The 26,694-nt window shown below is 60.6% G+C and carries 19 protein-coding genes; 11 read left to right on the top strand and 8 right to left on the bottom strand.

Annotated features, from left to right (window positions below):
* Positions 1 to 98 precede the first annotated feature (98 nt).
* Positions 99 to 1,343, top strand: a complete 1,245-nt coding sequence (locus QE453_RS13940) for an MFS transporter (protein WP_309777307.1) — start codon at positions 99 to 101, stop codon at positions 1,341 to 1,343.
* Positions 1,344 to 1,590: 247 nt separating this feature from the next.
* Complete coding sequence (gene mgtE / locus QE453_RS13935) at positions 1,591 to 2,964, top strand: magnesium transporter (protein WP_004440855.1); 1,374 nt, start codon at positions 1,591 to 1,593, stop codon at positions 2,962 to 2,964.
* A 225-nt stretch (positions 2,965 to 3,189) separates the two neighbouring features.
* Here the strand turns inward: mgtE and QE453_RS13930 are convergent, their stop codons facing one another.
* Both QE453_RS13930 and QE453_RS13925 read right to left on the bottom strand, forming a co-directional pair.
* On the bottom strand, positions 3,190 to 4,026 hold the full coding sequence (locus tag QE453_RS13930) for an undecaprenyl-diphosphate phosphatase (RefSeq protein ID WP_022555883.1): 837 nt from the start codon (positions 4,024 to 4,026) through the stop codon (positions 3,190 to 3,192).
* 122 nt (positions 4,027 to 4,148) lie between these two features.
* Complete coding sequence (locus QE453_RS13925) at positions 4,149 to 4,538, bottom strand: helix-turn-helix domain-containing protein (protein ID WP_309777306.1); 390 nt, start codon at positions 4,536 to 4,538, stop codon at positions 4,149 to 4,151.
* 103 nt (positions 4,539 to 4,641) lie between these two features.
* Between QE453_RS13925 and QE453_RS13920 the strand changes: the two genes are divergently transcribed.
* Positions 4,642 to 5,658 (top strand): zinc-binding alcohol dehydrogenase family protein, encoded by a 1,017-nt coding sequence (locus tag QE453_RS13920; RefSeq protein WP_309777305.1) that lies wholly within the window; start codon positions 4,642 to 4,644, stop codon positions 5,656 to 5,658.
* A gap of 85 nt (positions 5,659 to 5,743) precedes the next feature.
* On the opposite strand, the gene QE453_RS13915 is transcribed toward QE453_RS13920, so the two are convergent.
* The 3 genes from QE453_RS13915 to QE453_RS13905 all read right to left on the bottom strand — a co-directional run bounded on the left by QE453_RS13915 (position 5,744) and on the right by QE453_RS13905 (position 10,076).
* Positions 5,744 to 6,484, bottom strand: a complete 741-nt coding sequence (locus tag QE453_RS13915) for a pentapeptide repeat-containing protein (RefSeq protein WP_107340944.1) — start codon at positions 6,482 to 6,484, stop codon at positions 5,744 to 5,746.
* 351 nt (positions 6,485 to 6,835) lie between these two features.
* Positions 6,836 to 8,500, bottom strand: a complete 1,665-nt coding sequence (locus QE453_RS13910; RefSeq protein ID WP_006699372.1) for an electron transfer flavoprotein-ubiquinone oxidoreductase — start codon at positions 8,498 to 8,500, stop codon at positions 6,836 to 6,838.
* 655 nt (positions 8,501 to 9,155) lie between these two features.
* A complete protein-coding gene (locus tag QE453_RS13905) occupies positions 9,156 to 10,076 on the bottom strand; it encodes a cation diffusion facilitator family transporter (RefSeq protein WP_112766903.1) in 921 nt (306 codons plus the stop codon).
* Positions 10,077 to 10,256: 180 nt separating this feature from the next.
* On the opposite strand from QE453_RS13905, the gene QE453_RS13900 reads away from it, so the two are divergent.
* The gene (locus tag QE453_RS13900; RefSeq protein ID WP_004440837.1) at positions 10,257 to 11,045 is read left to right on the top strand and encodes an SDR family oxidoreductase; all 789 of its coding nucleotides are present in this window, start codon (positions 10,257 to 10,259) and stop codon (positions 11,043 to 11,045) included.
* Positions 11,046 to 11,058: 13 nt separating this feature from the next.
* Here the strand turns inward: QE453_RS13900 and QE453_RS13895 are convergent, their stop codons facing one another.
* Complete coding sequence (locus tag QE453_RS13895; protein WP_162699447.1) at positions 11,059 to 12,036, bottom strand: diguanylate cyclase; 978 nt, start codon at positions 12,034 to 12,036, stop codon at positions 11,059 to 11,061.
* Between the two features lie 414 nt (positions 12,037 to 12,450).
* On the opposite strand from QE453_RS13895, the gene QE453_RS13890 reads away from it, so the two are divergent.
* The 3 genes from QE453_RS13890 (at position 12,451) to QE453_RS13880 (ending at position 15,045) form a co-directional block, all read left to right on the top strand.
* Positions 12,451 to 13,758 carry an Hsp70 family protein gene (locus QE453_RS13890; protein WP_309777301.1) on the top strand — a complete coding sequence of 436 codons (1,308 nt, stop codon included), beginning with the start codon at positions 12,451 to 12,453 and terminating at the stop codon, positions 13,756 to 13,758.
* A 43-nt stretch (positions 13,759 to 13,801) separates the two neighbouring features.
* Positions 13,802 to 14,701 carry a uracil-DNA glycosylase family protein gene (locus QE453_RS13885; protein ID WP_006699367.1) on the top strand — a complete coding sequence of 300 codons (900 nt, stop codon included), beginning with the start codon at positions 13,802 to 13,804 and terminating at the stop codon, positions 14,699 to 14,701.
* A 152-nt stretch (positions 14,702 to 14,853) separates the two neighbouring features.
* A complete protein-coding gene (locus tag QE453_RS13880; protein ID WP_004440829.1) occupies positions 14,854 to 15,045 on the top strand; it encodes a hypothetical protein in 192 nt (63 codons plus the stop codon).
* Between the two features lie 253 nt (positions 15,046 to 15,298).
* Here QE453_RS13880 and QE453_RS13875 read toward each other — a convergent pair whose 3' ends face one another.
* The gene (locus QE453_RS13875; RefSeq protein ID WP_004440828.1) at positions 15,299 to 16,234 is read right to left on the bottom strand and encodes a DMT family transporter; all 936 of its coding nucleotides are present in this window, start codon (positions 16,232 to 16,234) and stop codon (positions 15,299 to 15,301) included.
* Positions 16,235 to 16,672: 438 nt separating this feature from the next.
* Here QE453_RS13875 and pepN point away from each other — a divergent pair, with 438 nt between their 5' ends.
* From pepN to QE453_RS13860, 3 genes are all read left to right on the top strand, one after another.
* Positions 16,673 to 19,321 carry an aminopeptidase N gene (gene pepN / locus QE453_RS13870; RefSeq protein WP_244405104.1) on the top strand — a complete coding sequence of 883 codons (2,649 nt, stop codon included), beginning with the start codon at positions 16,673 to 16,675 and terminating at the stop codon, positions 19,319 to 19,321.
* A 134-nt stretch (positions 19,322 to 19,455) separates the two neighbouring features.
* A complete protein-coding gene (locus QE453_RS13865) occupies positions 19,456 to 19,776 on the top strand; it encodes a carboxymuconolactone decarboxylase family protein (RefSeq protein ID WP_309777299.1) in 321 nt (106 codons plus the stop codon).
* 236 nt (positions 19,777 to 20,012) lie between these two features.
* The gene (locus QE453_RS13860; RefSeq protein WP_244405105.1) at positions 20,013 to 22,349 is read left to right on the top strand and encodes a PAS domain-containing sensor histidine kinase; all 2,337 of its coding nucleotides are present in this window, start codon (positions 20,013 to 20,015) and stop codon (positions 22,347 to 22,349) included.
* A 192-nt stretch (positions 22,350 to 22,541) separates the two neighbouring features.
* Here QE453_RS13860 and QE453_RS13855 read toward each other — a convergent pair whose 3' ends face one another.
* Positions 22,542 to 25,511 carry a bifunctional [glutamine synthetase] adenylyltransferase/[glutamine synthetase]-adenylyl-L-tyrosine phosphorylase gene (locus tag QE453_RS13855; protein WP_309777296.1) on the bottom strand — a complete coding sequence of 990 codons (2,970 nt, stop codon included), beginning with the start codon at positions 25,509 to 25,511 and terminating at the stop codon, positions 22,542 to 22,544.
* Positions 25,512 to 25,828: 317 nt separating this feature from the next.
* Between QE453_RS13855 and QE453_RS13850 the strand changes: the two genes are divergently transcribed.
* Positions 25,829 to 26,692 (top strand): MipA/OmpV family protein, encoded by an 864-nt coding sequence (locus QE453_RS13850; RefSeq protein WP_309777294.1) that lies wholly within the window; start codon positions 25,829 to 25,831, stop codon positions 26,690 to 26,692.
* The last annotated feature ends 2 nt before the right edge of the window (positions 26,693 to 26,694 follow it).

Genomic DNA, 26,694 nt, shown 5'->3' with positions numbered 1-26,694 from the left:
AAGGTCATTTTCATGACCGCGCATCTCCAGTCAGGGCAGACCGCTCCCATACGGTCTTGCCCTTTTTTCTGTGGGCCCTTCCCGCTTTTCAGGTCACGATGAGCCATTCGAACATCTCCGAAGCCCGCCCTGGCGGGGAGAATGAAACCGTTTACACGGCTGCGCCTGCCGTGGTCCTCTCCCCACTTGCCATTGCGCTTATAGAGCTGGCGCTGGCTGCCGGCGGTTTTGGCATCGGTACCGGCGAATTCGCCATCATGGGCCTTTTGCCCGACGTCGCCTCGACCTATGGCGTCACGGTGCCGGAAGCGGGTTATGTCATCACCGCCTATGCGCTGGGCGTCGTCATTGGCGCGCCGATCATCGCGGTTCTCGCCGCGCGTATCACGCGCCGCACATTGCTTCTCAGTCTGATGGGACTTTTTGCGGCTGGAAACATCCTGAGCGCCGTCGCGCCGGATTTTGTGAGCTTCGCCATTCTGCGCTTCATCACCGGCCTGCCACATGGGGCCTATTTTGGCGTTGCGGCGCTCGTGGCGGCCTCGATGGCGCCAATCCACAAGCGCGCCCGCGCCGTTGGCCGCGTCATGCTCGGTCTCACCATCGCCACCCTGCTCGGCACACCGCTCGCCACCTTCTTCGGCCAGCTACTGTCCTGGCGCGCGGCCTTCATGCTTGTCGGCGGCATCGCACTTCTGACGGTGGCCCTGCTTTGGCTGTTCCAGCCGCGTGACAGGGTGGAAGAAGGCGCCAGCGTATGGCGCGAACTCGGCGCCTTCCGCCGCGTACAGGTATGGCTGACGCTCGCCATTGCTGCCGTCGGCTTTGGCGGCATGTTTTCGGTCTTCAGCTATATCGCGAAGACCACGACTGACGTGGCGATGATGCCGGTTTCTACGGTCTCCATGGTGCTGGCGCTGTTCGGCATCGGCATGAATGTCGGCAATGTCGTCGGCTCACGGCTCGCCGATATCTCGCTCAACGGCACGATTGGCGGCATGCTCGCCTTCAACGTGGTGGTCATGGCTGTTTTCGGCATGACGGCGCAGGATCCCTTCATGCTCTGCCTTTGCGTCTTCCTGATCGGCTGCGGTTTTGCCGCCTGCCCGGCCGTACAGACGCGGCTGATGGATGTGGCGCAGGATGCGCAGACGCTGGCTGCCGCCTCGAACCATTCCGCCTTCAACATCGCCAATGCGCTTGGCGCCTGGCTCGGCGGCCTCGTCATCGCCATGGGCTTCGGTTACGCCTCGACGGGTTATGTGGGCGCCGTTCTTTCCCTACTCGGGCTTGGCGTTTTTCTTGTTTCCGTCACCGTAGAGCGGCGTCAAAAGGCGGCTTGACCCGGCCCTTTCGAAGCTTACGGAAAATTCACAATCGGGCGCTTGACTCTTTCCGGTTTCAGGCGCAACACGGCCTTACGCGCATGCCTTGGGCACGGCGCGGATTTCAACGGAGCATCATTAGATGTCTAGCGACAGTAGCAGTCGATTGCCTTTGCCGAGACCGGCGAACGTGAACTGATCCGACCGCTGTCGGCTCACCACCGCGTTCGCCGTGATCGGCGAATCGACGGAAAGGTGAGCAATCATGAACTTCCACAACCTCTCCCAGAGGGCCAGCAAGGCCGCACGCCTTCTTCGTAGCGGAAATGCCGGCTCCACCACCATTGCCGAACGCGTCGAGCACCTCAACACGCTGGATGTCGGCGCCGCCGCAGCCGCCCTTCTCGCCATGCCGCAGGCAAAGGCCGTCGCCATTCTCGACCGGCCGGAACTGCATGGTGCCGCCGCGATCATAGCCGATATTCCGGTCGAACAGGCCGCGCGCCTCGTCAACCTGATGTCGGACGACCGCGTGGCAGATGTCATGGCGGAAATGGCCGAAGAGCCGCGCGCCAAGCTGTTTGCCCGGCTGGACCGCACCACGGCGCTCTCCATCAAGCACCTGATGGGTTACCCGCCGCGCACGGCCGGCTCGATCATGACCACGGAATTCGTTAGCGTGCCGGACAATTGGACGGTGGAACAGACCCTTTCGCACATCCGCGTCGTCGAGCGGTCGCGTGAAACGGTCTATGCCATCTATGTGCTGGCCGAGGACGGGACGCTAACCACCGTCGTGACGCTGCGCCGCCTTTTGACCGGCGAAGCGGGCGCCTCCATTCTTTCGGTCGCATCCAAGGAAGGCATTGTCTGTGCGAGCCCCCTGATGTCACAGGAGGATGTCGCGCGGCTGATCCGCAAGCACGACCTCCTGGCGCTGCCCGTCGTGGATGACCGCTCGCATATCCTCGGCATCGTCACCGTTGACGACGTGATCGACACCATGATCGCCGATACCACGGAAGACGCCCACAAGTTCGGTGGTATGGAGGCGCTGGGCAAGCCCTACATGACGATCGGCTTTCCGGACATGATCCGCAAGCGCGCCGGCTGGCTCGCAGCACTGTTCCTCGGAGAAATGCTGACGGCCAGCGCCATGCAGCATTTCGAAGGCGAGCTGGAAAAGGCCGTGGTGCTGACGCTGTTCATACCGCTCATCATGTCTTCGGGCGGCAACTCCGGTTCGCAGGCCACCTCGCTCATCATCCGGGCGCTGGCGCTGGGCGAACTGAAGCTTTCCGACTGGTGGCGGGTGCTGCTTCGGGAAATCCCGACGGGCCTGACACTCGGCTGCATTCTGGGCGCCATCGGCTTCCTGCGGCTCACGGTCTGGCAGCAGGCTGGCTTCTACGACTACGGTGAGCACTGGCTGCTCGTTGGTGCCACGGTTTTTGCGGCCCTCGTCGGTATCGTCACTTTCGGTTCGCTCGCCGGCTCCATGCTGCCCTTCGTGCTGCAGCGTCTGCGGCTTGATCCCGCCAGCGCTTCGGCCCCCTTCGTCGCCACGCTGGTGGATGTCAGCGGGCTCGTCATCTATTTCTCGGTGGCGCTGGTGATCTTGAGCGGTACATTGCTCTAAACACAAAGGCCCGTTCGAAAGAGCGGGCCTTCTACATTTCGCGGCACGTCATAATCTCTCCTCCGTCATGCCGGACTTGATCCGGCATCCAGCCACGGCGCGTCTGCGCCGTGAGAAGGGTCTTTTGCGATCAATGACTTGATCGCGCTGGACCCCGGATCTAGTCCGGGGTGACGGCGTGCGGATGATGCAACTCTGCCAAAAGCATGGTTCCTGGAAAGCCCCTCACCCACCTGCGTTGATCACGCCCGTTCCCAGCAGCCCCAAAAGAATGACGCCGATGACCACGCGGTACCAGACGAAGGGCATGTAGCTTTTGGTCGAAACCAGCTTCAGGAAAACGACGATAACGGCGTAACCGACAATGAAGGCGATCAGGGTCGCGAGGCCTGTCGGGCCCCAGCCCACCGGATTGTCTTCGCCGATGCTTTTGAACAGCTGGTAGAAACCGGAGCCGAAGACGGCGGGTACGGCGAGCAGGAAGGAATAACGGGCCGCCGCCTCGCGGGTATAACCCAGAAGCAGGCCGGCGCTGATGGTGCCGCCGGAACGCGAAACGCCGGGGATGAGCGCCATGGCCTGCGCGAAACCGAAGAGGATACCATCACGCCAGATCAGCTGGTTGAGCTTGTAGCGCTTTTTCCCGATCCTGTCGGCGACGCCAAGAACGATACCGAACACGATCAGCATCACGGCAGTAATGTAGAGGTTTCGGAGCGAATGCTCGATGGCGTCCTTGAAGAGAAGGCCGAGCAGCACGATGGGCACGGAGCCGACGATGATCAGCCAGCCGAGACGTGCATCGGCCTTGTCATAGGGGCCGAGACGAAGGTTTTGCCGGAGCCAGGCGGCAGCGATCCGCATGATGTCGGACCAGAAATAGACCAGCACGGCCATTTCCGTGCCGATCTGGGTAATGGCGGTGAAGGCAGCGCCGGGGTCGGCGCCGGAGGGCAGGAACTCCCCGGCGATCCTCAGATGCGCGCTCGACGAAATTGGGAGAAACTCCGTAAGTCCTTGCAAAAGACCGAGAAATCCGGCCTCCATCCAACCCATGCTCATGTGCTTTGATGTCCCTGCTGCGAATCGAGATGGCAGCATTATGCATCAATCGGGGCAAATCCGTGTTGCATCGCACCATGAAAAATGATGTCCACGGCACGTGCTCTTACCCGTGATTTCTTTCAGGCCGCCTTCTCCGCCACCTGCGGAAGCTGCGTGTATTTCGCGCCGTTTTTGCAGACGACGTGCGCATCGCCCCAGCTTTTCAGTGCCGAAATCACCTGTCGCATCGTCTCGCCAAGCGGTGTCAACGCATAATCCACGCGCGGCGGCACGACGGGGAAAACGGTCCGCGAAATCAAACCCGCCTCCTCCAGTTCCCGTAGCTGCTTGGTCAGCATGCGCTGGGTGACACTTGGAATATGGCGGCGCAGTTCGTTGAAGCGCAGTGTCCCCTCATTGATGAGGTGATAGAGGATCACGCCTTTCCATTTGCCATCGAGAAAACTCAGGGCCGATTCCACCGGGCAGCCGGGAAAGTTGCCGGTGAGCTTGGCGCGTGGTCGCGACATCACAGTATCCTTTTTGTATGTATCATCACAAAATGTGCATTCTTGCGATCGTTGTTCATATGTATCAAGTAAGAGGCACGCAAACAAGCAAAGGAGACTTTTCATGCGCGCCATCGGTTACAGGACGAGCCAGCCCATCACTGCCAAGGATGCCCTCATCGACATCGATCTGCCCCAGCCGGAAGCGAAGGGACACGACATTCTGGTGGAGGTGAAAGCCGTTTCGGTAAATCCCGTCGATACCAAGGTGCGTCGGAACCAGTCGCCGGAAAACGGCGATGCCCGTGTCCTCGGCTTCGATGCAGCGGGTGTGGTGAAGGCCGTTGGCGACAAGGTTTCGCTGTTCAAACCGGGTGATGAGGTGTTTTACGCCGGCGTCATCAACCGTCCCGGCTCCAACAGCGAATTCCATCTGGTCGACGAGCGCATCGTCGGTGCCAAGCCGAAGTCCTTGAATTTCGAGGAAGCCGCCGCGCTGCCGCTGACCGCCATCACCGCGTATGAGACCCTATTCGACCGGTTGCGGGTGAATGAGCCGGTTCCGGGTGCAGCCAGCGCCGTTCTCGTCATCGGCGGCGCGGGCGGCGTCGGTTCCATCGCCGTTCAGCTTCTGCGGGCGCTGACCGACCTGACCGTGATCGCGACTGCCTCGCGGCCGGAAACGATCGAATGGGTAAAGGAACTCGGCGCGCATCACGTCGTGGATCACAGCAAACCCATCGCGCCGCAGGTGGAAGCGCTTGGCCTTGGTGCGCCGGGCTTCGTCTTCTCCACCACCCATAGCGACATCCACGCGGCCGACAGCGTGGCGACCATCGCACCGCAGGGCCGTTTCGCCCTGATCGACGATCCGGCTGGCGGTTTCGACATCATGGCGTTCAAGCGCAAATGCATATCCATCCATTGGGAAATGATGTTCGCCCGCGCCGTTTTCCAGACGCCTGACATGATCGAGCAGCACAAGCTGCTCAACCACGTGGCCGAGCTTGTCGATGCCGGCAAGATCAAGACGACGCTGACCGAGGTTTTCGGCACCATCAATGCCGCAAATCTTATCAAGGCGCATGCACTGATCGAGAGCAACAAGGCCAAGGGCAAGATCGTGCTTTCGGGCTTCTGATCGCCGATGAAGCGTTCGCATGGCGAACGCTTCCCTTCCGCTTACGGCGAGGTTCGGGCCGCGCGCAAAACCGCGCGGCCTTTTATCACTCGTCGTCGGGATCGTCCGGGCACGGCCAGGAGGCGGGCGCCGTCAGGCCATTCGGCAGTTTGGTCTTGGCGTCGCCGCAGGCGATGTCGATCTGTTTCTGGTCAAGGCCGGTGGCCGTGGAAAGATCGACCCCCTCAATCCGAGTCAGCAGCAGGAAGGCGCTGGTGAAATCGACAGGGCCACCCAGCTTCGCGCCACCGAACCGGGCCCGCGACAGGTTGGTGAGCGAGAATTTCGAGCCGTTCAGCGTTGCGCCCTCGAAATCGGCGCGGCCGAGTTCAGCCTTGGTGAAATCCGTGCCGTCCAGCTTGGTGTTTTCGAATTTGGTTCGCTGCATTTCGGCATTCACGAATTTCGCGTTGGTGGCGTCGGCGGCGGAAAAATCGCTTCGATAGGCTTCCACCTTCGTCAGATTGGCGCCCTGAAGGTTCGCCTCGCCAAGGGCAGCGCGGATGAGCTTGGCCTTCTCAAGGTTAGCGCCCTTCAGCGACGAACCGCGCAGATCCGTATAAGTGAAATCCGTACCGTAGAGCATCGCCGAGTCGAGATTGCTGCCGCCCAGCATCAGGAGGCGCTTGTTGCATTCGCGCCAGTCTATGCCGGCCATGGCATCGGAACGACAGCTCGCGGCAGCCACCGGATTGCCAGTGAAAGAAAAGGCAGCCATCGCAAGCGCCGCGACGCTGCCAGCCAAGCCTGTCTTCCGCACGATATTCAGCCTTTGAAAGCCGGACATTCCTTCACTCCCTGCCGTCTGGCGACGGCACCTAGGACCATATGCACGTTCAAGGCGTTATCGCATTCACTGCCCGCGATCCACAGGCCACATGATGCTACAACACCCCAACATCCTATATGTAAGAAATCGAAGAGCAATCCACAAATACTGACGGGAAAGAGGGCAATGGCGCTGCTCTGGTGCCGTGGCAGACACAATGAACCAGGCGGACCGACGAGCTGCATGACCGCGACGAGCTTTCGCCGACGGAAACGGCGCCCCGCAGAGTATCCGTCCACCTATCGTAAAATCACCCGTTGCAGATGCTCGGGACAAGCCCGAGCATCATGAGGCAGGATCGCTTCACCGTCACATGTTGGCGTAAACCGGCCCCTCGCCGCCCTGCGGCGGCACCCAATTGATGTTCTGGTTCGGATCCTTGATGTCGCAGGTCTTGCAGTGCACGCAGTTCTGGGCGTTGATGACGTAGACTTCCTGGCCGTCCTTCTCCACCCACTCATAAACGCCGGCTGGACAATAACGCGTGGAGGGACCGGCAAAGACGTCGTGTTCGGAGCGCTTCTGCAGCTCCATGTCCTTCACCTGAAGATGGACCGGCTGGTCCTCTTCATGGTTGGTGGACGACAGGAAGACGGAGGACAGGCGGTCGAAGGTCAGAACGCCATCCGGCTTCGGATAGGCGATCGGCTTGTGTTTGGAGGCGGGCTCCAGGCTCTGCGCATCCGTCTTGCCGTGCTTCAGCGTGCCGAAGAAAGAGAAACCGAACAGCTGGTTCGTCCACATGTCGAGACCGCCGAGGCCGACGCCGATGAGCGTGCCGAACTTCGACCAGAGCGGCTTGACGTTGCGGACCCGCTTCAGGTCCTTTCCGATATCGCCTTCGCGCCATTCGGCCTCGATCTCGGTAACCTCGTCATGGGCGCGGCCGGCGGAAATCGCCGCGGCGATCTTTTCCGCCGCGAGCATGCCCGAGAGAACCGCATTATGGCTTCCCTTGATGCGTGGCACGTTGACGAAGCCGGCGGAACAGCCGATCAGCGCGCCGCCCGGGAAGGTGAGCTTCGGCACTGACTGGTAACCACCTTCCGTGATGGCGCGCGCGCCATAGGAAATGCGCTTGCCGCCCTCGAACGTATCGCGGATCGCCGGATGCGTCTTGAACCGCTGGAATTCCTCGAAGGGATAGAGATAGGGGTTCTTGTAATTGAGATGCACCACGAAACCGACGGCAACGAGGTTATCTTCCAGGTGATACAGGAAAGAGCCACCGCCGGTCTTGAAGCCGAGCGGCCAGCCGAAGGAGTGCTGCACGAGGCCCTGCTTGTGCTTCTCCGGCTTGACCTGCCAGAGCTCCTTGATGCCGATGCCGAATTTCTGCGGCTCGCGATCTTTGGACAGGTCGAATCTGGAAATCAGCTGCTTGGCGAGCGATCCGCGCACGCCCTCGCCGATCAACACGTATTTGCCGTGCAGTTCCATGCCACGGGTGAAGTTCGGGCCCGGCTCGCCATTCTTCTCGATGCCCATATCGCCGGTGGCAACGCCGATGACAGCGCCTTCGTCGTTATAAAGCACTTCCGTGGCGGCAAAGCCCGGATAGATCTCGACGCCGAGCCCTTCCGCCTTTTCCGCCAGCCAGCGACAGACGAGGCCAAGCGAGACGATGTAATTGCCATGATTGTTCATCAATGGCGGCATCATGGCGTTCGGCAGGCGGATGGAGCCCGCCGGCCCCAGGAACAGGAACTGGTCGTCCTTGACCTCGGTCTTGAAGGGATGCCCCTCCTCGTCGCGCCATCCCGGCAGCAGCCTGTCGATGCCGATGGGGTCGACCACGGCGCCGGAGAGGATGTGGGCACCGACTTCCGCGCCCTTTTCCAGCACGACGACCGAGAGCTCCGGCTCCACCTGCTTCAGCCGGATTGCGGCGGCAAGACCGGCCGGACCCGCACCGACGATAACAACGTCGAATTCCATCGCTTCGCGTTCGGGCAGTTCCATCGCTTCCGTCATTTCCATCCTCTCAGATCGCCGGTCCCATCCGGCTGTTGTTATCGTCTTTTCCACACCTGCGACGCACCGCCTGCGCCGGACAAAAAGTCCATCCGCGACACCGTATCCATCAGCATCCGTCTTTGCAAAGCGGCACGCCTTTGTCGAGCTTCTATAGCGGCAAAACATGTCGCACGCCAGTCAATTGTCAGACAACCTGATGATTGTTTATTACTTTTACGTTCACGTAATAATGAGGATATGATCGACGGGGGAATGCGTCAAGGGTTGCGGGCATTGGGCAGGCATAGCCCGCCTATAATCAGGCGGCCAAAAGCGATTGATGGGCGGGCCGATCGCATGACAAGGGAGATCGCGACCGCATCTGCGTCAATATGGCCGGTGTCGGACGCAGCGGTTTTGAGCTAATATTCCCAAGAAATATATCGTCACGTCATAGCTGGAATATCTGAAATGTGGGACTTCTTCCCTATCGTCTTCTTGCCGTTCAAAATTCTCGTATTGGGAACGGGCATGTTCTTCGCCATCAAATGGCATCATGATCAGGCGAAGAAGGAAAACGAAACCAAGGGACCGTAAGCGCCGCCAGTTTTAAAGGCGCGGGCCGCTTGGCCCACCCCCGGGGACGAAGCAGATCTTGCTTTCCACACCCCGCTCAAACAGCCCATTCTTCATCCGTCGTGAACACGATCGTCAGCCAACGGTCACTCCCCTCGCCGCCTATCGCTTCGCCGATCTCGTCGCGGATCGCATCCCATTCCTCAAGGCGCCGCGGCGGCCAGTTTCTGGGAACAATGAAGAAGAGTTCGATCTGGCGGCCGCGGCCAACCCGGGCCACATAGGAGTAATGCGAGGAAAAGCCGAACTTCGCCACGACCTCCCCCGCCACCCTGTCGACATGCTGTTTGAACTCCAGCGGGGTGACAAGAAGTATGTCGGCCAGCGCCTGTTTCACATTGCCGAGCGGCATGGGAATGATGACGAGGCAGACCAGCGCCAGCACGGCCGGGTCGACATAGGGCGACAGCCATGCCTGCGACGTTCCCGTCAGCCCGTAACCGATGGCGAAAGCGATGAACAGCGCCACGCTCAGCAGCGCGCTCATCAGCCAGCTTTTGGCGTCCAGCGCCACGAAGGCGGATTTCAGCCGTTGGTTCTGCCGTTTGACAAACCATGCCATGGCGAGCGAGACGGCGAAGCTGACGAAGGTGACGATGATGGCGTAATCGAACTCGATCGACCGGCCGCCATCCATCAGGCTGTCGATGGCATTGATGAGCGCGTAAATCGCCGCCCCCATCAGAAGCGTGCCGTTGAGTCCGAGCACCATTGGCTCCAGATGCCAGAAGCCCATGGTGAAGCGCTCCACCAGCCGGCCGCCCGGCCTGGGTGCCGCGGCGGCGGAGATCAGCCGCGCCACGAGCAATGCGAGCACCGTCATGAAAGCATCCGTCAGGGCGTAGACACCGTCGAAGACGACCGCGAAGGAGCCGGAAAACAGGCCCGCCCCGATGCCGAACAACGCCAGCAGAACCGTGACGGCAATCGAGAATTTCAGCAAAGATTGTTCTGTCATGACACTTGTTCGACCTTCAAAACCGGGCCCGCCTTCACAGGGGGATTTTGCTTTTCCTCGAATCGAGAAAACGCCTAACTCTCTGTTTCGGCGCATTTCCAGACGGAAAACCGGGGTCCACTTTTCCTGGAAATGCTCTATAAACACCACATACAGCACTCACAAGACAGGACAAAACCCATGGATTTCGGCATTTCCGGCAAACGCGCCCTCGTTCTCGCCTCTTCACGCGGCCTTGGGCTTGGCATTGCGACGGCGCTGGCAAAGGAGGGTGCAAATGTCCTTCTCGTCGGCAGGAGCGGTGAAAAGCTGGAAGCGAACTGCAAGGCCATCAACGCCCTTGGCAAAGGCAAGGCCGACTGGGTTTGGGGTGATCTTGCCGACGACAATTTTGTCGAGGCCATGGTTCAGGCCGTCAGGGAAAAGCTCGGCGGCATCGACATTCTCGTCAACAATACCGGCGGCCCGACGCCGGGCCTCGCTCAGGAGATGACGGCGGAGAAGCTGGATACGTTCTTCCAGTCGATGGTGCTGCGGGTCATCACGCTGACCAATGCGCTTCTGCCCGGCATGAAGGAGCAGGGTTTCGGCCGCATCCTCACCGTCGCCTCGTCAGGCGTATTCGAACCGATTGCCAATCTTGCCCTTTCCAACACGTTGCGCGGCGCGCTTGTGGGCTGGAGCAAGACGCTGTCCTCCGAAGTGGCCGGTTTCGGCATTACCTCAAACCTGCTTCTGCCCGGCCGCATCCACACCGACCGCATCGATGAGCTCGATGGCGCCAATGCAAAGCGTCTCGGCAAGAGCATCGAGGAAATCCGCGAGGCCTCGGTCAAGAGCATTCCTGCAGGCCGCCTCGGCACGGTGGAGGAGTTCGCTGCCGCCGGCGCTTTCCTCTGCTCGGTGCCCGCAAGCTACATCACCGGCACGATGCTCAGGGTGGATGGCGGCGCGGCAAAGTCGAACTGACGACTGGGTGCTGTCACGACGCCGTTCCGTAAATCACGTAGCGGTTCCGCCCGGTATTCTTGGCTTCATAAAGCGCGGTATCGGCGTGGCGCAAAACGTCGCTTGTACTCTCCCCGGGATTGGCAAAGGCGATCCCGGCGGAGCAGCTGTAGCGAAACTCGGGCATGTCGCGCAGAGGGGCTGCATCGGCCAGTGACGACAGGAGCTGCCGCATCAGGCTTTCGGCGCCGTGCATGCGCGAGCCACTGAGCACCAGCAAAAACTCTTCCCCGCCAATCCTGCCGAGAAGGTCGTCACGCCCGGCAGCGGCGGACAGCCGTCCTGCAAAATCTTTCAGCACGAGATCGCCGTAGGCATGGCCGAAGCGATCGTTGACGCTCTTGAAGTGGTCGATATCCATGATGATGACGGCGAGCGCCTGCGCCTTGTTGGGCCCAAGCAGGTGGTTGAGCGCATCCATGGCGTAACGCCTGTTTCCGAGCCCGGTCAGCTCGTCGCTCAGGGCGGATTTCAGCGCCCTGTCCCGCTCCTGGCGCAGATCGCGCAATTCGATGCCAAGTTCGGAAACATCCGTGACGACGCATAGCATCCAGCCTCCCGGCAGCGTGGTCTCGGTCGTCAGTATCCAGCGCCCGTCATTGAGACTGGTCTCAATGGTCCGGAACGGCAGCTTGCCGCGCCTCGTCTTGGCCGAGCGCAGCCAGAGTTCGAAATCCGATGTCTCGATGGCCGTACCGGTCGCGTTGCGAAAACCACTGCGCATCAGTTCCACCCAGCTCGGAAAATCTCGCTGTTCGATACCGAGCGCGGCGCGGAAGGCGCTGTTGGCGAACCGCAACTCATCGCTGCCATCAAACAAAGCGTATCCCTGCTGCGATGCTTCCAGAAGGGCCATGAGCTGCCGGGAGAAAACGCCCATATCGCCTTGAACGACACCGGCATCGTCCGGCGCTGCATCCTCCACTGCATGCTGGCTGATTTTGTGGGGCATATAATTTCCAAAACTAAAAACGACCGAAAACCAAATACAGCATGTCCATATGGACATTCCGAAATTTAATAAATATTTACGCCCGACAGCAAAATGGATACGTCTTCGATCCGCTTACTTCGACAAAGCTGGCTTTAACAGAATTCCCTTAAAGCCGTCGCCTAGAACTACACTGTTCTTTCTTAAAGGAATTGTAATCCCGTTTACCGTGCGTTGCCAGGATTGCCGCAACTTTGCGACTGGCACGCGGGCACGGGCGTTCGACCGAAAAAAGACCCACGGCGCTTGCCATTCCGCCCGCCCTGTGCAATCAACCGCCCTCCTCTGACATCGGGGTGCCAAGAGCATCCCTTATTTTCACGCCGGGCCATCCAAGGCCGGGCGGGTTCTTCTATCGACACAAGGAATATGGCGATGACGCAAAAGCGGGCTCTCGGCCTCGATTTCGGCACGACAAATACGGTCATGGCTCTTTCCGACAATGGCGGCGCAAGCCATTCCATGCGCTTTACCAGCAGCGCCGGTACGGATGACAGCATGCGCACGGCCCTCTCCTTCATGAAGGATGCCGGCCTCGGCGCGGCCGCCCTGCATGTGGAGGCGGGCCACGCCGCTATCCGCCAGTTCATCGACAATGCCGGCGACTGCCGTTTCCTGCAGTCGATCAAGACGTTTGCGGCCTCCCCGCTGTTTCAGGGCACGTTGATCTTCGCCAAGCGGCAGAGCTTCGAGGATTTGATGGAAGTGTTCCTGCGCAAGCTGAAGACCTATGCCGGGACGGAATGGCCCGATGATGTATCGACTGTCATTGCCGGCCGGCCGGTGCGTTTTGCCGGCAGCAATCCGGACGAGACGCTGGCGCTTGCCCGATACAACGAGGCGCTGAGCCGGGCCGGTTTTCCCGAAATCCACTATGTCTATGAGCCGGTGGCGGCCGCTTATTATTTCGCGCAAGAATCGGAAAGCCTGAAGAAGGACGCCAACGTGCTGGTGGCGGATTTCGGCGGCGGCACCACCGACTATTCGCTCATCCGTTTCGAAACCCATGCCGGCAAGCTTTCCGCCACCCCCATCGGCCATTCGGGCGTCGGTGTTGCGGGCGATCATTTCGACTTCCGCATGATCGACAATCTGGTGTCGCCGGAGATCGGCAAGGGCAGCAAGTTCAAGAGTTTCGACAAGGTGCTGGATGTGCCCTCCGGCTATTACGTGAATTTCGGCCGCTGGAACCAGCTGTCGATCTTCAAGACCTCGAAGGAATTCACCGATCTGAAGTCGCTGGTGCGCTCGGCGCTGGAGCCGGAAAAGCTGGAAATGTTCATCGACCTCGTTGAGCATGACGAGGGCTACCCGCTCTATCAGGCTATTTCCGCCACCAAGATGGCGCTCTCCTCGGCGGAAGAAGCGGAGTTCAACTTTGCGCCGCTCGGCAAGGCCGGACGCAAGATGGTGAAGCGCAGCGATTTCAACAGCTGGATCGCCGAGGACCTTGCCAAGATAGAAGAAGCGCTCGACGAGGTTCTGGAAAAGACGCAGGTTGCGCCAGGTGCGATCGACAAGGTGTTCCTGACCGGCGGAACCTCCTTCGTGCCGGCGGTGCGGGAGCTTTTCACCCGCCGTTTCGACGCCGACCGCATCGAAAGCGGCGGCGAGCTGCTTTCGATTGCCCATGGTCTGGCCATGATCGGCGAAAGCGGCGATATTCAGCGCTGGACAGTGTGATTTGCGGGTTCCCCGGGCGGGGAACATGGGGTAATTTCCGCCCATGATCGCCGCTCAAGACCTCTCCCCGGCCGAACTCGCCGCCCTCCTGCATTTCCATGCGGATGCGGGCGTCGACTGGTTGCTGGAAGAGGCGCCCGTAGACCGTTTCGCCGAATTTGCCGCCGCCCGCCCTGCCCGGTCCGCGCCTGTTCAGGCGGCGGCGACATCTGCACGGCAGACTGAAAGGCCCGCGGATCGCGGCGCCGATGTGCCGCAGCGGCAGGGAGCAACGCGCAGTGCTCCCGCGCGCGGAGCGCCGGCAAGTCCAGCCGTTCAGCAGAATGTCGCCATGCCGGATGAGCAGGCGGTGGCAGCGGCGCGTTTTGCCGCAGAAAGCGCGAGATCGCTTGCCGAACTGAAAACCGCGCTCGAGGGTTTTTCGGGGTGCAACCTCAAGAACAGCGCCCGCAATACGATCTTCACCGAAGGTGACGCTTCCTCGGGCATCATGGTCATCGGCCCCATGCCGGATGCGGATGACGATCGCGAGGGCCTGCCCTTTGCCGGCAAGACCGGCCTGCTGCTTGACCGGATGCTGGCGGCCATCGGCCTTGAGCGCAGCACCATCATGCTCGGCAATGTGGTGCCGTGGCGGCCACCGGGCAACCGCCCGCCGACCCAAGCCGAAATGGATATCTGCCGCCCCTTCATCGAGCGCCAGATCGCCCTTGCGGAGCCAAAACACCTGTTGCTTCTGGGCAACTTTACCGCACGTTTCTTCTTTGGCGGCACCGGCACGATCCATACATTGCGGGGACAGTGGCGTGATGTCGCAGCCGGACACCTTGTTTTGCCGGCGCTCGCCAGCCTGCACCCCCAGGAACTATTGAACGCACCGGCCAGTAAGTCCTTGGCATGGCAGGATTTATTGATGTTTCGGGCAAAGATCGCCGAAGGCTGATTGCCTCATTCGTGCTCAATGTAAATGAATTATGAAAATAGCCATGCGCATTACGCATAACAGCGGCGCATTTGGTCAACTTGCCGAATCCATGCTGCGCTGCGATATACGGCCATGTCTTGGGAGGAATTTCGGTTAAAGGAACCAAGGCAATGACCACTCGCTTCCGTCCGGTGCATTCCGGCTTTGAATCGCTCCGCCTGGCGGGCCTCGGCCCTCGCTCCAGTCAGGGCTACCATCGTTTCGGCGCAGCCGCTAACGAACAGTTGACCGCACGCGCTGCCATGCAGCAGGTCCGCGTGACGCGTCCCTCGGCAGTCTTCGCGGATTTCCGCGAGCGCTGAGAAGCACTCAGGCCGGCTTACACCGGCTTACAGATATGATTGCGCGCTGGCGTCTTTCCTCGGGAAGGCGCCTTTTGCTTTTGTGGGTGTACGATCATAAGTCTCCGTCATGCCGGACCTGATCCGGCATCCAGCCAGCCCAAGTCCTTGGGCTGAAAGAACTCCTTCGCCGCGCGGACGCGCGTCGGCTGGATCCCGGCTCAAGGCCGGGATGACGGAAGCGGTTGCCCTGAAACACCGGCAATAGCGCTCCTCACCCCTGCGGCGTCGAGGCCTTGCGCGCCGCGCGTCGCGCCAATCCCAGCTGATGTTCACGGAAAATGATGAAGATGCCGGCCAGGATCACGATCGCCGTGCCGATGAGCATCGTCAGCGTGGGTATGTCTCCGAAAAGGACGTAAGAAACCACGATGCCGAAGACGATGGAACTGTATTCGAAGGGCGCGATGACCGAGACCTCGGCGTGCCGGTAACTCTCCGTCAGGAAGATTTGCGCGACGCCGCCGCAGATGCCGCTGGTTATCAGAAGCAGGGTCTGCGTCACTGTCAGCACGCTCCAGCCGAAGGGAACGCTGATGAGCGACAGCAGGGTGGCGGTGAGCGAAAAATAAAGCACGATGGTTGGCGTCTTTTCCGTTTCCACCAATTGCCGCACCTGGATCATCGCCAGCCCGCCAAGGGCGGCACCACACAGCACGGCAATGGCGCCCAGCCCCTCACCCGCGGCAAACCCGCCTTCCCTGAGAAGCGTCATCTTCGGCCAGAGAATGACCAGCACGCCGATCATTCCCACGAAGACTGCACTCCAGCGATAAATGCGCACCTTCTCATGCAGGATAAAGGCGGCAAAAACCACCGCGAGAAGTGGCGAGGCATAACCGATGGCGATGAATTCCGGCAGAGGCAGCATGGTCAGCCCGTAAAAGCCGCAGGCCATTGAGAGGATTCCAAGAAAACCGCGCTTGAAATGGCCGAGAAGATTGTTGGTGTGCAGCGCACTTGCGAGCGCGTGAAGCCAGGCAAGATAAACGACAATCGGAATGATGGCGAAAGCCGAACGAAAGAAGGTGATCTGGCCGGCCGGCACATCCCCCGCGGCCTTGATACAGGTCTGCATGACAAGAAAAAAGCCAACCGAAATCAGCTTCATGCTGATCCCGCGGAAGGGATTCATCGGTTCGGCGTTCATTAGCAGTTACTCATATCGGCTGCGCAGACACGCCATCGGGAGGTTTCATGCGGGGGAGACGACGCGGGGGAATTGGATTTGCGCAAGGCTAGAGCATTCCTCCGGCGCTTTACAACAAAAATTGTGATTTATCCCTGAATTCGGTTGATGGCGTGGAGAAATCGAAGCCTCGCAAGGCAGGCGCGAAGGCAAAAAGTGGCACGCGCTAAAATTTGAAGAAAATAAAATATAATTTCAGCAATCGTTCAACATTTGCTGCGATGGTCCGTTGGTCCGGCAGCGGGGAGGATCGTCTGCATGGCCGGCAAAGCCTTCCATGGCGGGACAGAATGTCCTCCGACGCGCACATGATCGTGACGAATATTCTACCCATTTTACATCCGGGCCTTATGACGACATGATGCCGGGAAGACCACGCAAAGTTATTCAGGGACAGTCATGCGAACAGACACGGGCCAGATCGTTCACCTGGCGGATTACCGCCCCACCGATTTCGTTCTGGAGCGGGTGGATCTCACCTTCGAACTCGACCCTAAAAATACTAAGGTCGAAGCCCGTCTGATCTTCCACCGGCGCGAAAGCGCCGACCGGCATGCACCGCTGGTTCTTGATGGCGACGAGCTGAAGCTTTCCAGCCTGCTGCTCGACCAGGTGGAGCTGCCCGCCGCTCAATATGAGGCCACACCGGACAGCCTGACCATCCGCGACCTTCCCGCTGAATCTCCCTTCGAGATCTGCGTCACCAATTACATCAACCCGCAGGTCAATACGCAGCTGATGGGGCTTTACCGCACCAATGGCGTTTATTGCACCCAATGCGAAGCGGAAGGTTTCCGCCGCATCACCTATTTCCCCGACCGTCCGGATGTTCTGGCGCCTTATACGGTGACGATCATCGCGGCAAAGGAAGGTAATCCGCTGCTGCTCTCGAACGGCAATTTCCTGGGCGGCGGCAATTACGACGAAGGCCGTCACTTCGCGGCCTGGTTCGATCCGCATCCGAAACCGAGCTACCTGTTCGCTCTCGTTGCCGGCGATCTCGGCGTGGTGGAAGATACTTTCACGACCATGTCCGGACGGGAAGTGGCGCTGAAGATTTATGTCGAGCACGGCAAGGAGCCGCGCGCTGCCTATGCCATGGATGCGCTGAAGCGTTCGATGAAATGGGACGAAGAGCGCTTCGGCCGCGAATACGACCTCGACATCTTCATGATCGTCGCCGTGTCGGATTTCAACATGGGCGCGATGGAGAACAAGGGTCTCAACGTCTTCAACGACAAATTCGTGCTGGCCGACCCGGAAACCGCCTCGGATGCGGACTATGCCAATATCGAGCGCATCATTGCGCATGAATATTTCCACAACTGGACAGGCAATCGTATCACCTGCCGTGACTGGTTCCAGCTGTGCCTGAAAGAAGGCCTGACGGTCTATCGCGATCAGGAATTTTCCTCCGACATGCGCTCGCGGCCGGTGAAGCGCATTGCCGATGTGCGCCACCTGAAGTCGGAGCAGTTCCCGGAGGATTCCGGTCCGCTGGCACATCCGCCGCGCCCGGATACCTATCGCGAAATCAACAACTTCTACACGACGACCGTGTATGAAAAGGGTGCCGAAGTCACCCGCATGATCGCCACGATCCTCGGCGCTGAAGACTTCAAAAAGGGCATGGACCTCTATTTTGAACGCCATGACGGCGAAGCGGCAACGGTTGAGGATTTTGTCAGGAGCTTTGCCAATGCCAGCGGTCGCGATCTATCGCAATTCTCGCTGTGGTACACCGAGGCCGGCACGCCGCTAGTCTCCGTTTCGTCCGCTTACGATGCCGGCAAGGCCACTTTCAGCTTGACGCTGGAACAGACGACCGCGCCGACCCCCGGCCAGCCGGTGAAGCAGCCACGCCACATTCCGCTTTCGCTGGCGCTGATCCTCGATAATGGTCAGATCGCCGAACCGCAGGCCGTCGAAGGCGGCGAGTATCGCGACGGCGTACTTCATTTGACCCAGCGCAACCAGACCTTCTCCTTCTCCGGCATTTCCTCGCGGCCGGTGCTGTCGATCAACCGCAGCTTCTCCGCGCCGATCAACCTGCATTTCGAGCAGAATGCTGCCGACCTGGTGCAGATTGCCCGGCATGAGACGGATATGTTCGCGCGTTTCCAGGCGCTGACCGATCTCGCCCTGCCCGTGCTGATCGCCGCCACCAAGGCGGTGCAGAAAGGCGAAGACGTCCGCACCGATGCCGACCTGATCGCGACGCTCATCGAAATCATCGGCGACGACGCGCTTGAACCGGCGTTCCGGGCGCAGGCACTCGCCCTGCCCAGCGAGACCGATATCGCCCGCGAACTCGGCGGAAACACGGATCCCGATGCCATCCATAAGGCGCGCAACGCCACGATCACGGCGATTGCGACAGCCGGCCAGGACACACTGCGGCGGCTTGCCGACGATGCTGCCAATGGCGAGGCCTACAGCCCCGATGCCGGAAGCGCCGGGCGGCGTTCACTGCGCAACGGTGCGCTGACCTTCCTCGCCTTTGCCGAGGGAACGCCGGAGCGGGCGGCGAAGGCCTACGCCGGCGCCACCAACATGACCGATCTCGCCCATGCACTCAGCGTGCTGACGCAGCGCTTCCCCGACAGCGCGGAAACGAAGGACGCGCTTGCCGCTTTCGAAAAACGCTTCGCCGACAATGCACTGGTGCTCGACAAGTGGTTTTCGCTGCAGGCCGCCATTCCCGGCGAAGGCGCGCTTGATCGTATCAAGGCACTGATGAAATCGAAACATTTCATCGCCACCAATCCGAACCGGGTACGTTCGCTCGTCGGCACGCTCGCCTTTTCCAATCCTACCGGCTTTCACCGTGCCGATGGCGCCGCCTATCGGTTCCTCGCAGAGCAGATCATCGCCATCGACAAACGCAATCCGCAGCTTGCCGCCCGCATTCTCACGTCCATGCGCTCCTGGCGCTCACTTGAGGCAAGCCGCGCCGACCATGCGAAAGCAGCGCTTTCCACCATTGCCGAGGCGAAAGGCCTCTCGACGGATGTAAGCGATATCGTCGGGCGTATCCTGAAGGGCTGACTTTCCGCCGAAGCTCCGACATTCTGACCCATTCCGCGACGCCGTCTTGATTTCCATCAAGGCGGCGTCGTGCATCATGCAGCATCCTTCGTGCGAAGGGCCGCGGTTGGCCCGGGATCAGACAGGAACCTCAGATGACGGATATGTCCAGAAAAAGCGCTTCGTTTCAGCGTTTCATCAGCGATGCTCCAGACCATAAGGCGGCGTGGTTTCAGGCCGTGCAGGCTCTCGGGGCCGCGTCCACGCTCGACGTGAAGACACAGAGCCTGATCTACATCGGCATTCTTGCCGCCCTCCGCCTGGAAAGCGGCATCGGTTTTCATGTGATGGAAGCCAAGTCCCACGGTGCGAGCCGCGACGATATCATCAGCGCGGTGCTCACCGGTCTCCCTGCCGCCGGAAATGGCGTGATCAGCGCGCTTGGCCCTGCTCTCGATGCCTTCGACGGAGCCTGAAACGTTACACGCGGCATTCCCAAGCAGCCGGAATTGAAGCGCCGGCTCACTGTTTTTCTTCATGAATCCCGCTTTCGCCGAAGCGGAAGCAGACTGTCCCGAAAAAATACGGAGTCGGTTCAAGGGGTTAAAATTCTTTTAACTTTTGCCTCTGGACAGGGCGAATCGCATTTGATTCATTAGAGATATTCGAGCGGCGGCGCTTCGAATCACGGGGACATCTAAAAGGCGGGACAATGACGAACGTGCGGCGGGCGACTGCGGGCGATGAGCGGCCGTATGCCAAATTTTCTGATCTAGCGGCCTGGGGCGAAAAGCTTTCCAGTGACCTGATGGGTTTGATGAGCGGCGCGGAACGGCCCATGCCGCAGGTCGAGACCCTGCTGAAGCGCCTCATTCCCATTCTCATCCTCGCATTTCTGGTGGTCGTGGCGGCCTCGCGCATGCTGGGCATCGTCGCCGAATACAGCCGCATGGAAGAAGCCGCCCGCCACTCCACGGCTTTGACGGCGCTGACCGCCAAGGCGGCCCTGCTGAACGACGGCACTGTTTTCACCTCGCAGGACCGCACCCGCGCCGAGGCAAGCCTTGTCGCCGCGTTGCCGCAGGGAAGTCTTGCCGATGGTACCATGGTGCTGCTGTCGGGCAGCAACGGTCGTATTTTTGCCGGTTCCGGCAAGGAGGCAATGCTTTACATTGGCACCTCCCTGCCTGCCCTGCTGCCGGAAATCGCCATCGTGCAGCGTTTTCCCGGCGCTCCCGGAACCATCGAGACCAATATAGACGGCCAGCAGCATTACGCGACGATGATCCCCTTCGGAAACGATGGTGCCATGGTCATCGCGGCGCGGTCCCTGCAGCCGATCCGCTCTTTCTGGCGCAGCGAAATCGCCATGAATGTCACGCTGTTCGCGGGCATTTCCTCCATCCTGCTCGTGGTGCTCTATGCCTATTACATGCAGGTGAAGCGCGCCCGCGATGCCGACGACATCTTCGCCGAATCCAACCTGCGGGTGGAGACGGCGCTCTCGCGCGGCCGTTGCGGCCTGTGGGATTTCGACCTTTCCACCCGGCGCATGTTCTGGTCCGGTTCGCTTTACGAGATTCTCGGTATGCCGCCCAGGGCGACACCGCTCTCCTTCTCCGATGCGGCGCGAATGATGCATTCCGAAGACGGCAATCTCTATGAGCTCGCCCGGGCTGTCGGCTGCGGCAACCTGCGCCAGATCGACCAGATCTTCCGCATGCGCCACACCAAGGGCCATTATGTCTGGTTGCGCGCCCGCGCCCAGGTCATCCGCACCAATAACGGGCCGCGCGTCATCGGCATTGCCATGGATGTCACCGAACAGCACCGCCTTGCACAGCGCTATGCCGAGGCCGACCAGCGGCTTGCCGACGCCATTGAATCCACGTCCGAAGCTTTCGTGCTGTGGGACAAGAACGACCGTCTCGTCATGTGCAATACCCATTACCAGAAGGCCTATGGCCTGCCGGACAGCGTGCTGGTGGCAGGCACGGAGAAATCCACGGTTTATGCCGCAGCAGCCCGGCCGGTCGTCGAACGTCGCGTTGCCGATCCCGATCAGTCCGGCCTGTCCCGCACCACGGAGGTGCAGCTTGCCGACGATCGCTGGCTGCAGATCAACGAACGCCGCACCCGCGATGGCGGCCTCGTCTCAGTCGGCACCGACATCACGCTTCTGAAGCGCCACCAGGAACGGCTGCGCGATTCCGAGCGGCGACTGATGGCCACCATCGGCGATCTCTCCGCCTCGCAGCACAAGCTGGAGCGCCAGAAGACCGAGCTTTCTGACGCCAATGCCAACTACCTTGCCGAAAAAGAGCGCGCCCAGGCCGCCAACCGGGCGAAATCGGAATTCCTTGCCAATATGAGCCATGAGCTGCGCACGCCGCTCAACGCCATCCTCGGCTTCTCCGAAATACTGCTGAACGAGATGTTCGGCCCCGTGGGTTCTCCCAAATATTCCGAATATGCGCGCGACATCCATGACAGTGGCAAACATCTGCTCAACGTCATCAACGATATTCTCGACATGTCGAAGATTGAGGCGGGCCATATGCGCATCAACCGCGAGACCATCGATCTCGCGCCGCTGATCGAAGAGACCCTGCGTCTGACCGCCATCCAGGCCGAACAGAAGAACATCACCGTGCAGCAGAAGGTCTGCGCCGGCCTCACCATGCAGGGCGACCGCCGCGCCATGAAGCAGATCATGCTCAACCTGCTCTCCAACGCCGTGAAATTCACCGGCGACGGCGGCAGCATTGCGCTGCGCACCCATGTGCATGAGGCTGCGATGATACTCACCATCGCCGACACCGGTATCGGCATTCCGACACAGGCGCTGGAAAAGATCGGTCAGCCCTTTGAGCAGGTGCAGAGCCAATATGCCAAGAGCCAGGGCGGCTCCGGTCTCGGGCTTGCGATTTCCCGCTCGCTGGTGAAGCTGCATGGCGGAACGATGAAGATCCGCTCGTGTGAGGGGCGTGGGACGGTGGTGACGATTATTATTCCGCATGCGGCGGGGGGTTGTGGGACGGTGCATTGAAGCTTGGTGGGCGTGGTTCACCCCCCTCTGCCCTGCCGGGCATCTCCCCCACAGGTGGGGAGATAGATATGCGGCAAGGTTTTGCCCATCTCGACGTTAGAGAATGAAGTGGCGATAGCGCATCTTGCCGATCTCCCTCCTTGTGGGGGAGATGCCCGGCAGGGCAGAGGGGGTAAGCCACACCCACCGACATCACCCCCCATTCTTCACCACCGCCACAAACGCCTTCCGCACCGCCTTCGCCAGCCGCTTCACCTCTCCCTCAAGCGTGGAAATATCAGGGCAATCACCTGCCCGGCACACAAGATCGATCAATCCCGCTGGCGCTTCCTTCGGATTGAACGCCCCATCGATACAAAGCCGAACGATCTGCGATATTTCCGTATAAAGCCCCATCGCCGCCATGCAGTCATCGAAGGCCTGCGGCTCCATGACCGGAGCGGCGAGCGCCTGGAGCGCTTCTGCCGTGTTGCGCCCCGGTTCGTGCGCGGCAAGCCCCTTCGCAGGCCCTACCAGCGCCAGATATTGGGCGATGAATTCGAGGTCGATCAGGCCGCCATTGATGAGTTTGAAGTCCCAATTATTTTCCGGCGGTTTTTCCTGCTCGATGAGGCTGCGCATTTCCAGCACATCGGCCGAGACCTTGGCCACATCCCGCTTTTGCGACAGGACGGAAGCAATGATGCGGCGCGCATCTTCCATCAGCGAGGCATCGCCGCAGATCAGGCGGGCGCGCGACAGCGCCATGTGTTCCCAGGTCCAGGCCTCCTCACGCTGGTATTTTTCGAAGGCGGAAATGCGGGTCGCCACCGGCCCCTTGTTGCCGGAGGGGCGAAGCCGCATGTCGACCTCGTAAAGCACGCCTTCTGCCGTCGGGGCCGACAGGGCGGCAATCAACCGCTGGGTCACGCGGGTGAAATAACGCACCACATCGAGCGGTTTTGCGCCGGTCGATTCATGGGCGGCATCATCATAATCGTAAAGCAGGATGAGATCGACATCCGATCCGGCCGTCAGCTCGAAGGAGCCGAGCTTGCCCATTCCCATCACGGCGACACGGCCACCGGGATAGGGCCCATGTGCCGCCTCCATTTCCGCCAGCACCGCATTCAACGCCGCCTCGATCACCAGATCGGCAAGATGGGTGAAAGCACGGGCGGCGACTTCGCCACGGATCGCGCCGGTCAGAAGCCTGACGCCGATGAGGAAGCGCTGCTCGGCGGCAAAGATACGCAGCCGGTCGAGAATATCCTCGTAATGGCGGGCATTGGAGAGGAAACTGCCCATGCGGTGGGCGAGATAGTCTCGTGTCGGGATGTCGCTCATCAAAGCCGGGTCCAGCATGCCGTCAAAGACATGCGGGCGGGCGGCGATGATTTCGGCCAGACGCGGCGCGGAGGACATGATCGTTACCAGCAGGTCGAGCAGCGCCGGGTTGTTGCCGAGCAGCGAGAAAAGCTGGATGCCTGCCGGCAGGCCGGAGAGGAAATTGTCAAAGCGCAGCAGCGCCTCGTCGGCCCGCTTGCTCTCACCAAAGGCGCGCAGCAGGTCCGGCGTCAATTCCGTCAGCCGCTCGCGGGCCTCGACCGACTGAGTCGCCCGGTAACGGCCATTGTGCCAGGTGCGGATGACGCGGGAGATATCCTCCGGCCGCTCGAAACCGAGGGCGGAGAGCGTCTTTAACGTATCGGGATCGTCCTTCTGACCGGTGAACACCAGATTGCCGGCCTCGCCTGACAGTTTCACTTCCTGTTCGAACAGCGCCGAATAACGCCGCTCCACCAGCCGCAGCACCTCTTCCAGCTTTTCCGAGAAGGCCTTGGTATCCTCGAAACCCAGCATGAAGGCGATGCGCTTCAGTTCGGCTTCGGTATCGGGCAGCACATGGGTCTGCTCATCGCGCACCATCTGGATGCGATGTTCCACCTCGCGAAGGAACCAATAGGCATCCGTCAGGCTGTCACGGGTCTCGGCGTCGATCCATTTCGCCTCGGTCAGCGCCGCCAGCGCCTCCTGCGTTGCGCGCACCCGCAGCGCCGGCATTCGGCCGCCGGCGATCAGCTGCTGCGTCTGGGCGAAAAACTCGATCTCGCGGATGCCGCCGCGCCCGAGCTTGACATTGTGGCCCTTCACCGCAATCGCGCCGTGGCCCTTATGGGCGTGGATCTGCCGCTTGATGGAATGAATATCGGCAATCGCCGCATAATCGAGATATTTGCGGAAGATGAAGGGCGTGAGCTCGCGCAGGAAATTCTCACCCGCCTTGATATCACCCGCCACCGGCCGTGCCTTGATATAGGCAGCGCGCTCCCAGTTCTGGCCCCTGCCCTCGTAATAAAGCAGGGCCGCTTCCACGGGGATGGCGAGCGGTGTGGAGCCCGGGTCTGGCCGCAGCCGCAGATCGGTGCGGAAGACATAACCATCGGCCGTGCGCTCCTGCATGATGCGGACCAGACGGCGCATCATACGTCCGAAATTCTCCGTCGCGTCATAGGGGTCGTCCATGATCCCGGCGGAGGGTTCGAAAAACACCACGGCGTCGATATCGGAGGAATAGTTGAGTTCGCGGGCACCGAGCTTACCCATGCCGAGCACGATGAGGCCCGATCCTTCGCTGGGGGCGGCAACATCCTTCAGTTTCAGCTTGCCACTCTCATGGGCCGACAGCAGAAGATGATCGATGGCAGCGGAGAGTGCTGCATCCGCCATGTCGCTCAGCCAGCGGGTCGTGTCACGCGCAGTGAAGATTCGGGCGAGATCGGCAAGTGCCGCGACGAAGGAGAGCCGCCGTTTGGCGATCCGGAGCCTCGACATTACCTCGTTTTCGCTCGGTATGCCGCCGTCCTCTCCCGGTTTCCAGCAATCGCGCGCCTGACGCACGAGATCGGCGAGCAGTGGCTCCAGAGGTTTTGAAATGGCCAGTGACAACAGCCCCTCATCGGCCGCCGCCATGTCGCGCAGGTAGGGGGAGAGCGTGAAGGCCGCGGCAACGAAGTCTTTCAGGGCGCTTTCGTCGGCAAGCAGCGCGGCCACCGCCGGCTCGCTTCTGCCGATGTCTTTCAGAGTGGAGAGCACGGATTTCAGCTCGGTCTGCGTATAGGGGCGGATCACGCCCGCCAGCACGTCATTCAGCCGCCTTTCGGCGCTTTCCGGTTTCGTCAATGCTTCTCTCCCTCTCCCGAGCCCGTTTGTCCTTCGGCCATACCGGATTTTCAGGACGGGCCGCTCTCCCACGGTAGCCATCCTGCCGTTGCATCACCGAAGCCTGCAGGCACATATCACCTGCGTTGTAACAAATGCGGCGCGCTTTGCGATCAGGAAAACCGCTTTTGCCGAATTTTCCGAAACCCTGCTGGCGCGACCACGGTTTCGGCGGCGCATCGCAATGCCGCGTAATGTCTCCGCAATTGTGCCCACGTAGCGTTCTCCTCAACGAAACCCGACTCCCCGGTTTTCAAACACGCGGTGCTGCAACGGATATGATCATGAAACAGATTTTTACAATGAAATGGCAAAAGAGCCTGTGCGCCATGGCGCTTTGCCTGACGGCGCTGCCGGTGGCACAAGCGGTCTACGCGCCGGTTTTCGCCGCCGATATCGGCAAATCGGACCGCATGGCCGATCCGCAGGCCGGTTTCGATAATTCCCGCTACAGCAGTTCCAGCGACTGGAAAATCACGCTCGGTGTCGGCGCCGCCTATGCCCCGAAATATGAGGGGTCGGACAAGCTGGAGGCCGGCCCCGTGCCGCTGGTCTCCGTCGCCTATGGGGACATGTTGAGCATTGATTTCAGCGGCGTCACCGTCAACCTGCTGAACAGCAACGGCTTCCGGCTGGGAGTGAAAGGCGGCTGGGAGCCCGGGCGCAAGGAAAAGGACGACAGGAAAAACCTGCGCGGGATGGGCGATATCAAGGCAGGCGGCGTCATTGGCGGCGTTATCGCCTATGACGCTGAACCCTTCGAAATCTACGCCAAGGTCGACAAGACCATCAATGGCAGCGAGGGCCTGACAGCCACGATCGGCGCCAGCGTTTCCCATAAGGTCGACCAGTTCATCCTCGGAGCGGACCTCTCCGCCACCTGGGCTGACGACAAGCACATGAAATCCTATTTCGGTGTGACCTCGGCGCAATCCGCCCGTTCGGGCCTGCGTCGCTTCGACGCCAAATCCGGCTTCAAGCGCGTCGACGCCAGCGCCTCCGTCACCTACCTGATGACCGAGAACTGGTCGATCACCGGCACCGGAGGCGTCGGTTTCCTGCTGGGCGATGCCAAGGACAGCCCGCTGTCCAAAAAAGATATCCAGCCGTTTGCGATGGTGGGCCTGGCCTACACGTTCTAACG

The sequence above is a fragment of the Agrobacterium sp. SORGH_AS_0440 genome (assembly GCF_031453135.1).
Lineage (GTDB): Bacteria > Pseudomonadota > Alphaproteobacteria > Rhizobiales > Rhizobiaceae > Agrobacterium > Agrobacterium pusense.
The sequence above is the reverse complement of the archived record's forward strand: the minus strand, read 5'-3'. Positions and strand labels throughout refer to the sequence as shown.

What these genes read in the sequence shown, in the direction of transcription:
- QE453_RS13940 (WP_309777307.1), top strand. Translation starts at nt 99, where the DNA reads ATGAGCCATTCGAACATCTCCGAAGCCCGCCCTGGCGGGGAGAATGAA.
- mgtE (WP_004440855.1), top strand. Translation starts at nt 1,591, where the DNA reads ATGAACTTCCACAACCTCTCCCAGAGGGCCAGCAAGGCCGCACGCCTT.
- QE453_RS13930 (WP_022555883.1), bottom strand. Translation starts at nt 4,026, where the DNA reads ATGAGCATGGGTTGGATGGAGGCCGGATTTCTCGGTCTTTTGCAAGGA.
- QE453_RS13925 (WP_309777306.1), bottom strand. Translation starts at nt 4,538, where the DNA reads ATGTCGCGACCACGCGCCAAGCTCACCGGCAACTTTCCCGGCTGCCCG.
- QE453_RS13920 (WP_309777305.1), top strand. Translation starts at nt 4,642, where the DNA reads ATGCGCGCCATCGGTTACAGGACGAGCCAGCCCATCACTGCCAAGGAT.
- QE453_RS13915 (WP_107340944.1), bottom strand. Translation starts at nt 6,484, where the DNA reads ATGTCCGGCTTTCAAAGGCTGAATATCGTGCGGAAGACAGGCTTGGCT.
- QE453_RS13910 (WP_006699372.1), bottom strand. Translation starts at nt 8,500, where the DNA reads ATGACGGAAGCGATGGAACTGCCCGAACGCGAAGCGATGGAATTCGAC.
- QE453_RS13905 (WP_112766903.1), bottom strand. Translation starts at nt 10,076, where the DNA reads ATGACAGAACAATCTTTGCTGAAATTCTCGATTGCCGTCACGGTTCTG.
- QE453_RS13900 (WP_004440837.1), top strand. Translation starts at nt 10,257, where the DNA reads ATGGATTTCGGCATTTCCGGCAAACGCGCCCTCGTTCTCGCCTCTTCA.
- QE453_RS13895 (WP_162699447.1), bottom strand. Translation starts at nt 12,036, where the DNA reads ATGCCCCACAAAATCAGCCAGCATGCAGTGGAGGATGCAGCGCCGGAC.
- QE453_RS13890 (WP_309777301.1), top strand. Translation starts at nt 12,451, where the DNA reads ATGACGCAAAAGCGGGCTCTCGGCCTCGATTTCGGCACGACAAATACG.
- QE453_RS13885 (WP_006699367.1), top strand. Translation starts at nt 13,802, where the DNA reads ATGATCGCCGCTCAAGACCTCTCCCCGGCCGAACTCGCCGCCCTCCTG.
- QE453_RS13880 (WP_004440829.1), top strand. Translation starts at nt 14,854, where the DNA reads ATGACCACTCGCTTCCGTCCGGTGCATTCCGGCTTTGAATCGCTCCGC.
- QE453_RS13875 (WP_004440828.1), bottom strand. Translation starts at nt 16,234, where the DNA reads ATGAACGCCGAACCGATGAATCCCTTCCGCGGGATCAGCATGAAGCTG.
- pepN (WP_244405104.1), top strand. Translation starts at nt 16,673, where the DNA reads ATGCGAACAGACACGGGCCAGATCGTTCACCTGGCGGATTACCGCCCC.
- QE453_RS13865 (WP_309777299.1), top strand. Translation starts at nt 19,456, where the DNA reads ATGACGGATATGTCCAGAAAAAGCGCTTCGTTTCAGCGTTTCATCAGC.
- QE453_RS13860 (WP_244405105.1), top strand. Translation starts at nt 20,013, where the DNA reads ATGACGAACGTGCGGCGGGCGACTGCGGGCGATGAGCGGCCGTATGCC.
- QE453_RS13850 (WP_309777294.1), top strand. Translation starts at nt 25,829, where the DNA reads ATGATCATGAAACAGATTTTTACAATGAAATGGCAAAAGAGCCTGTGC.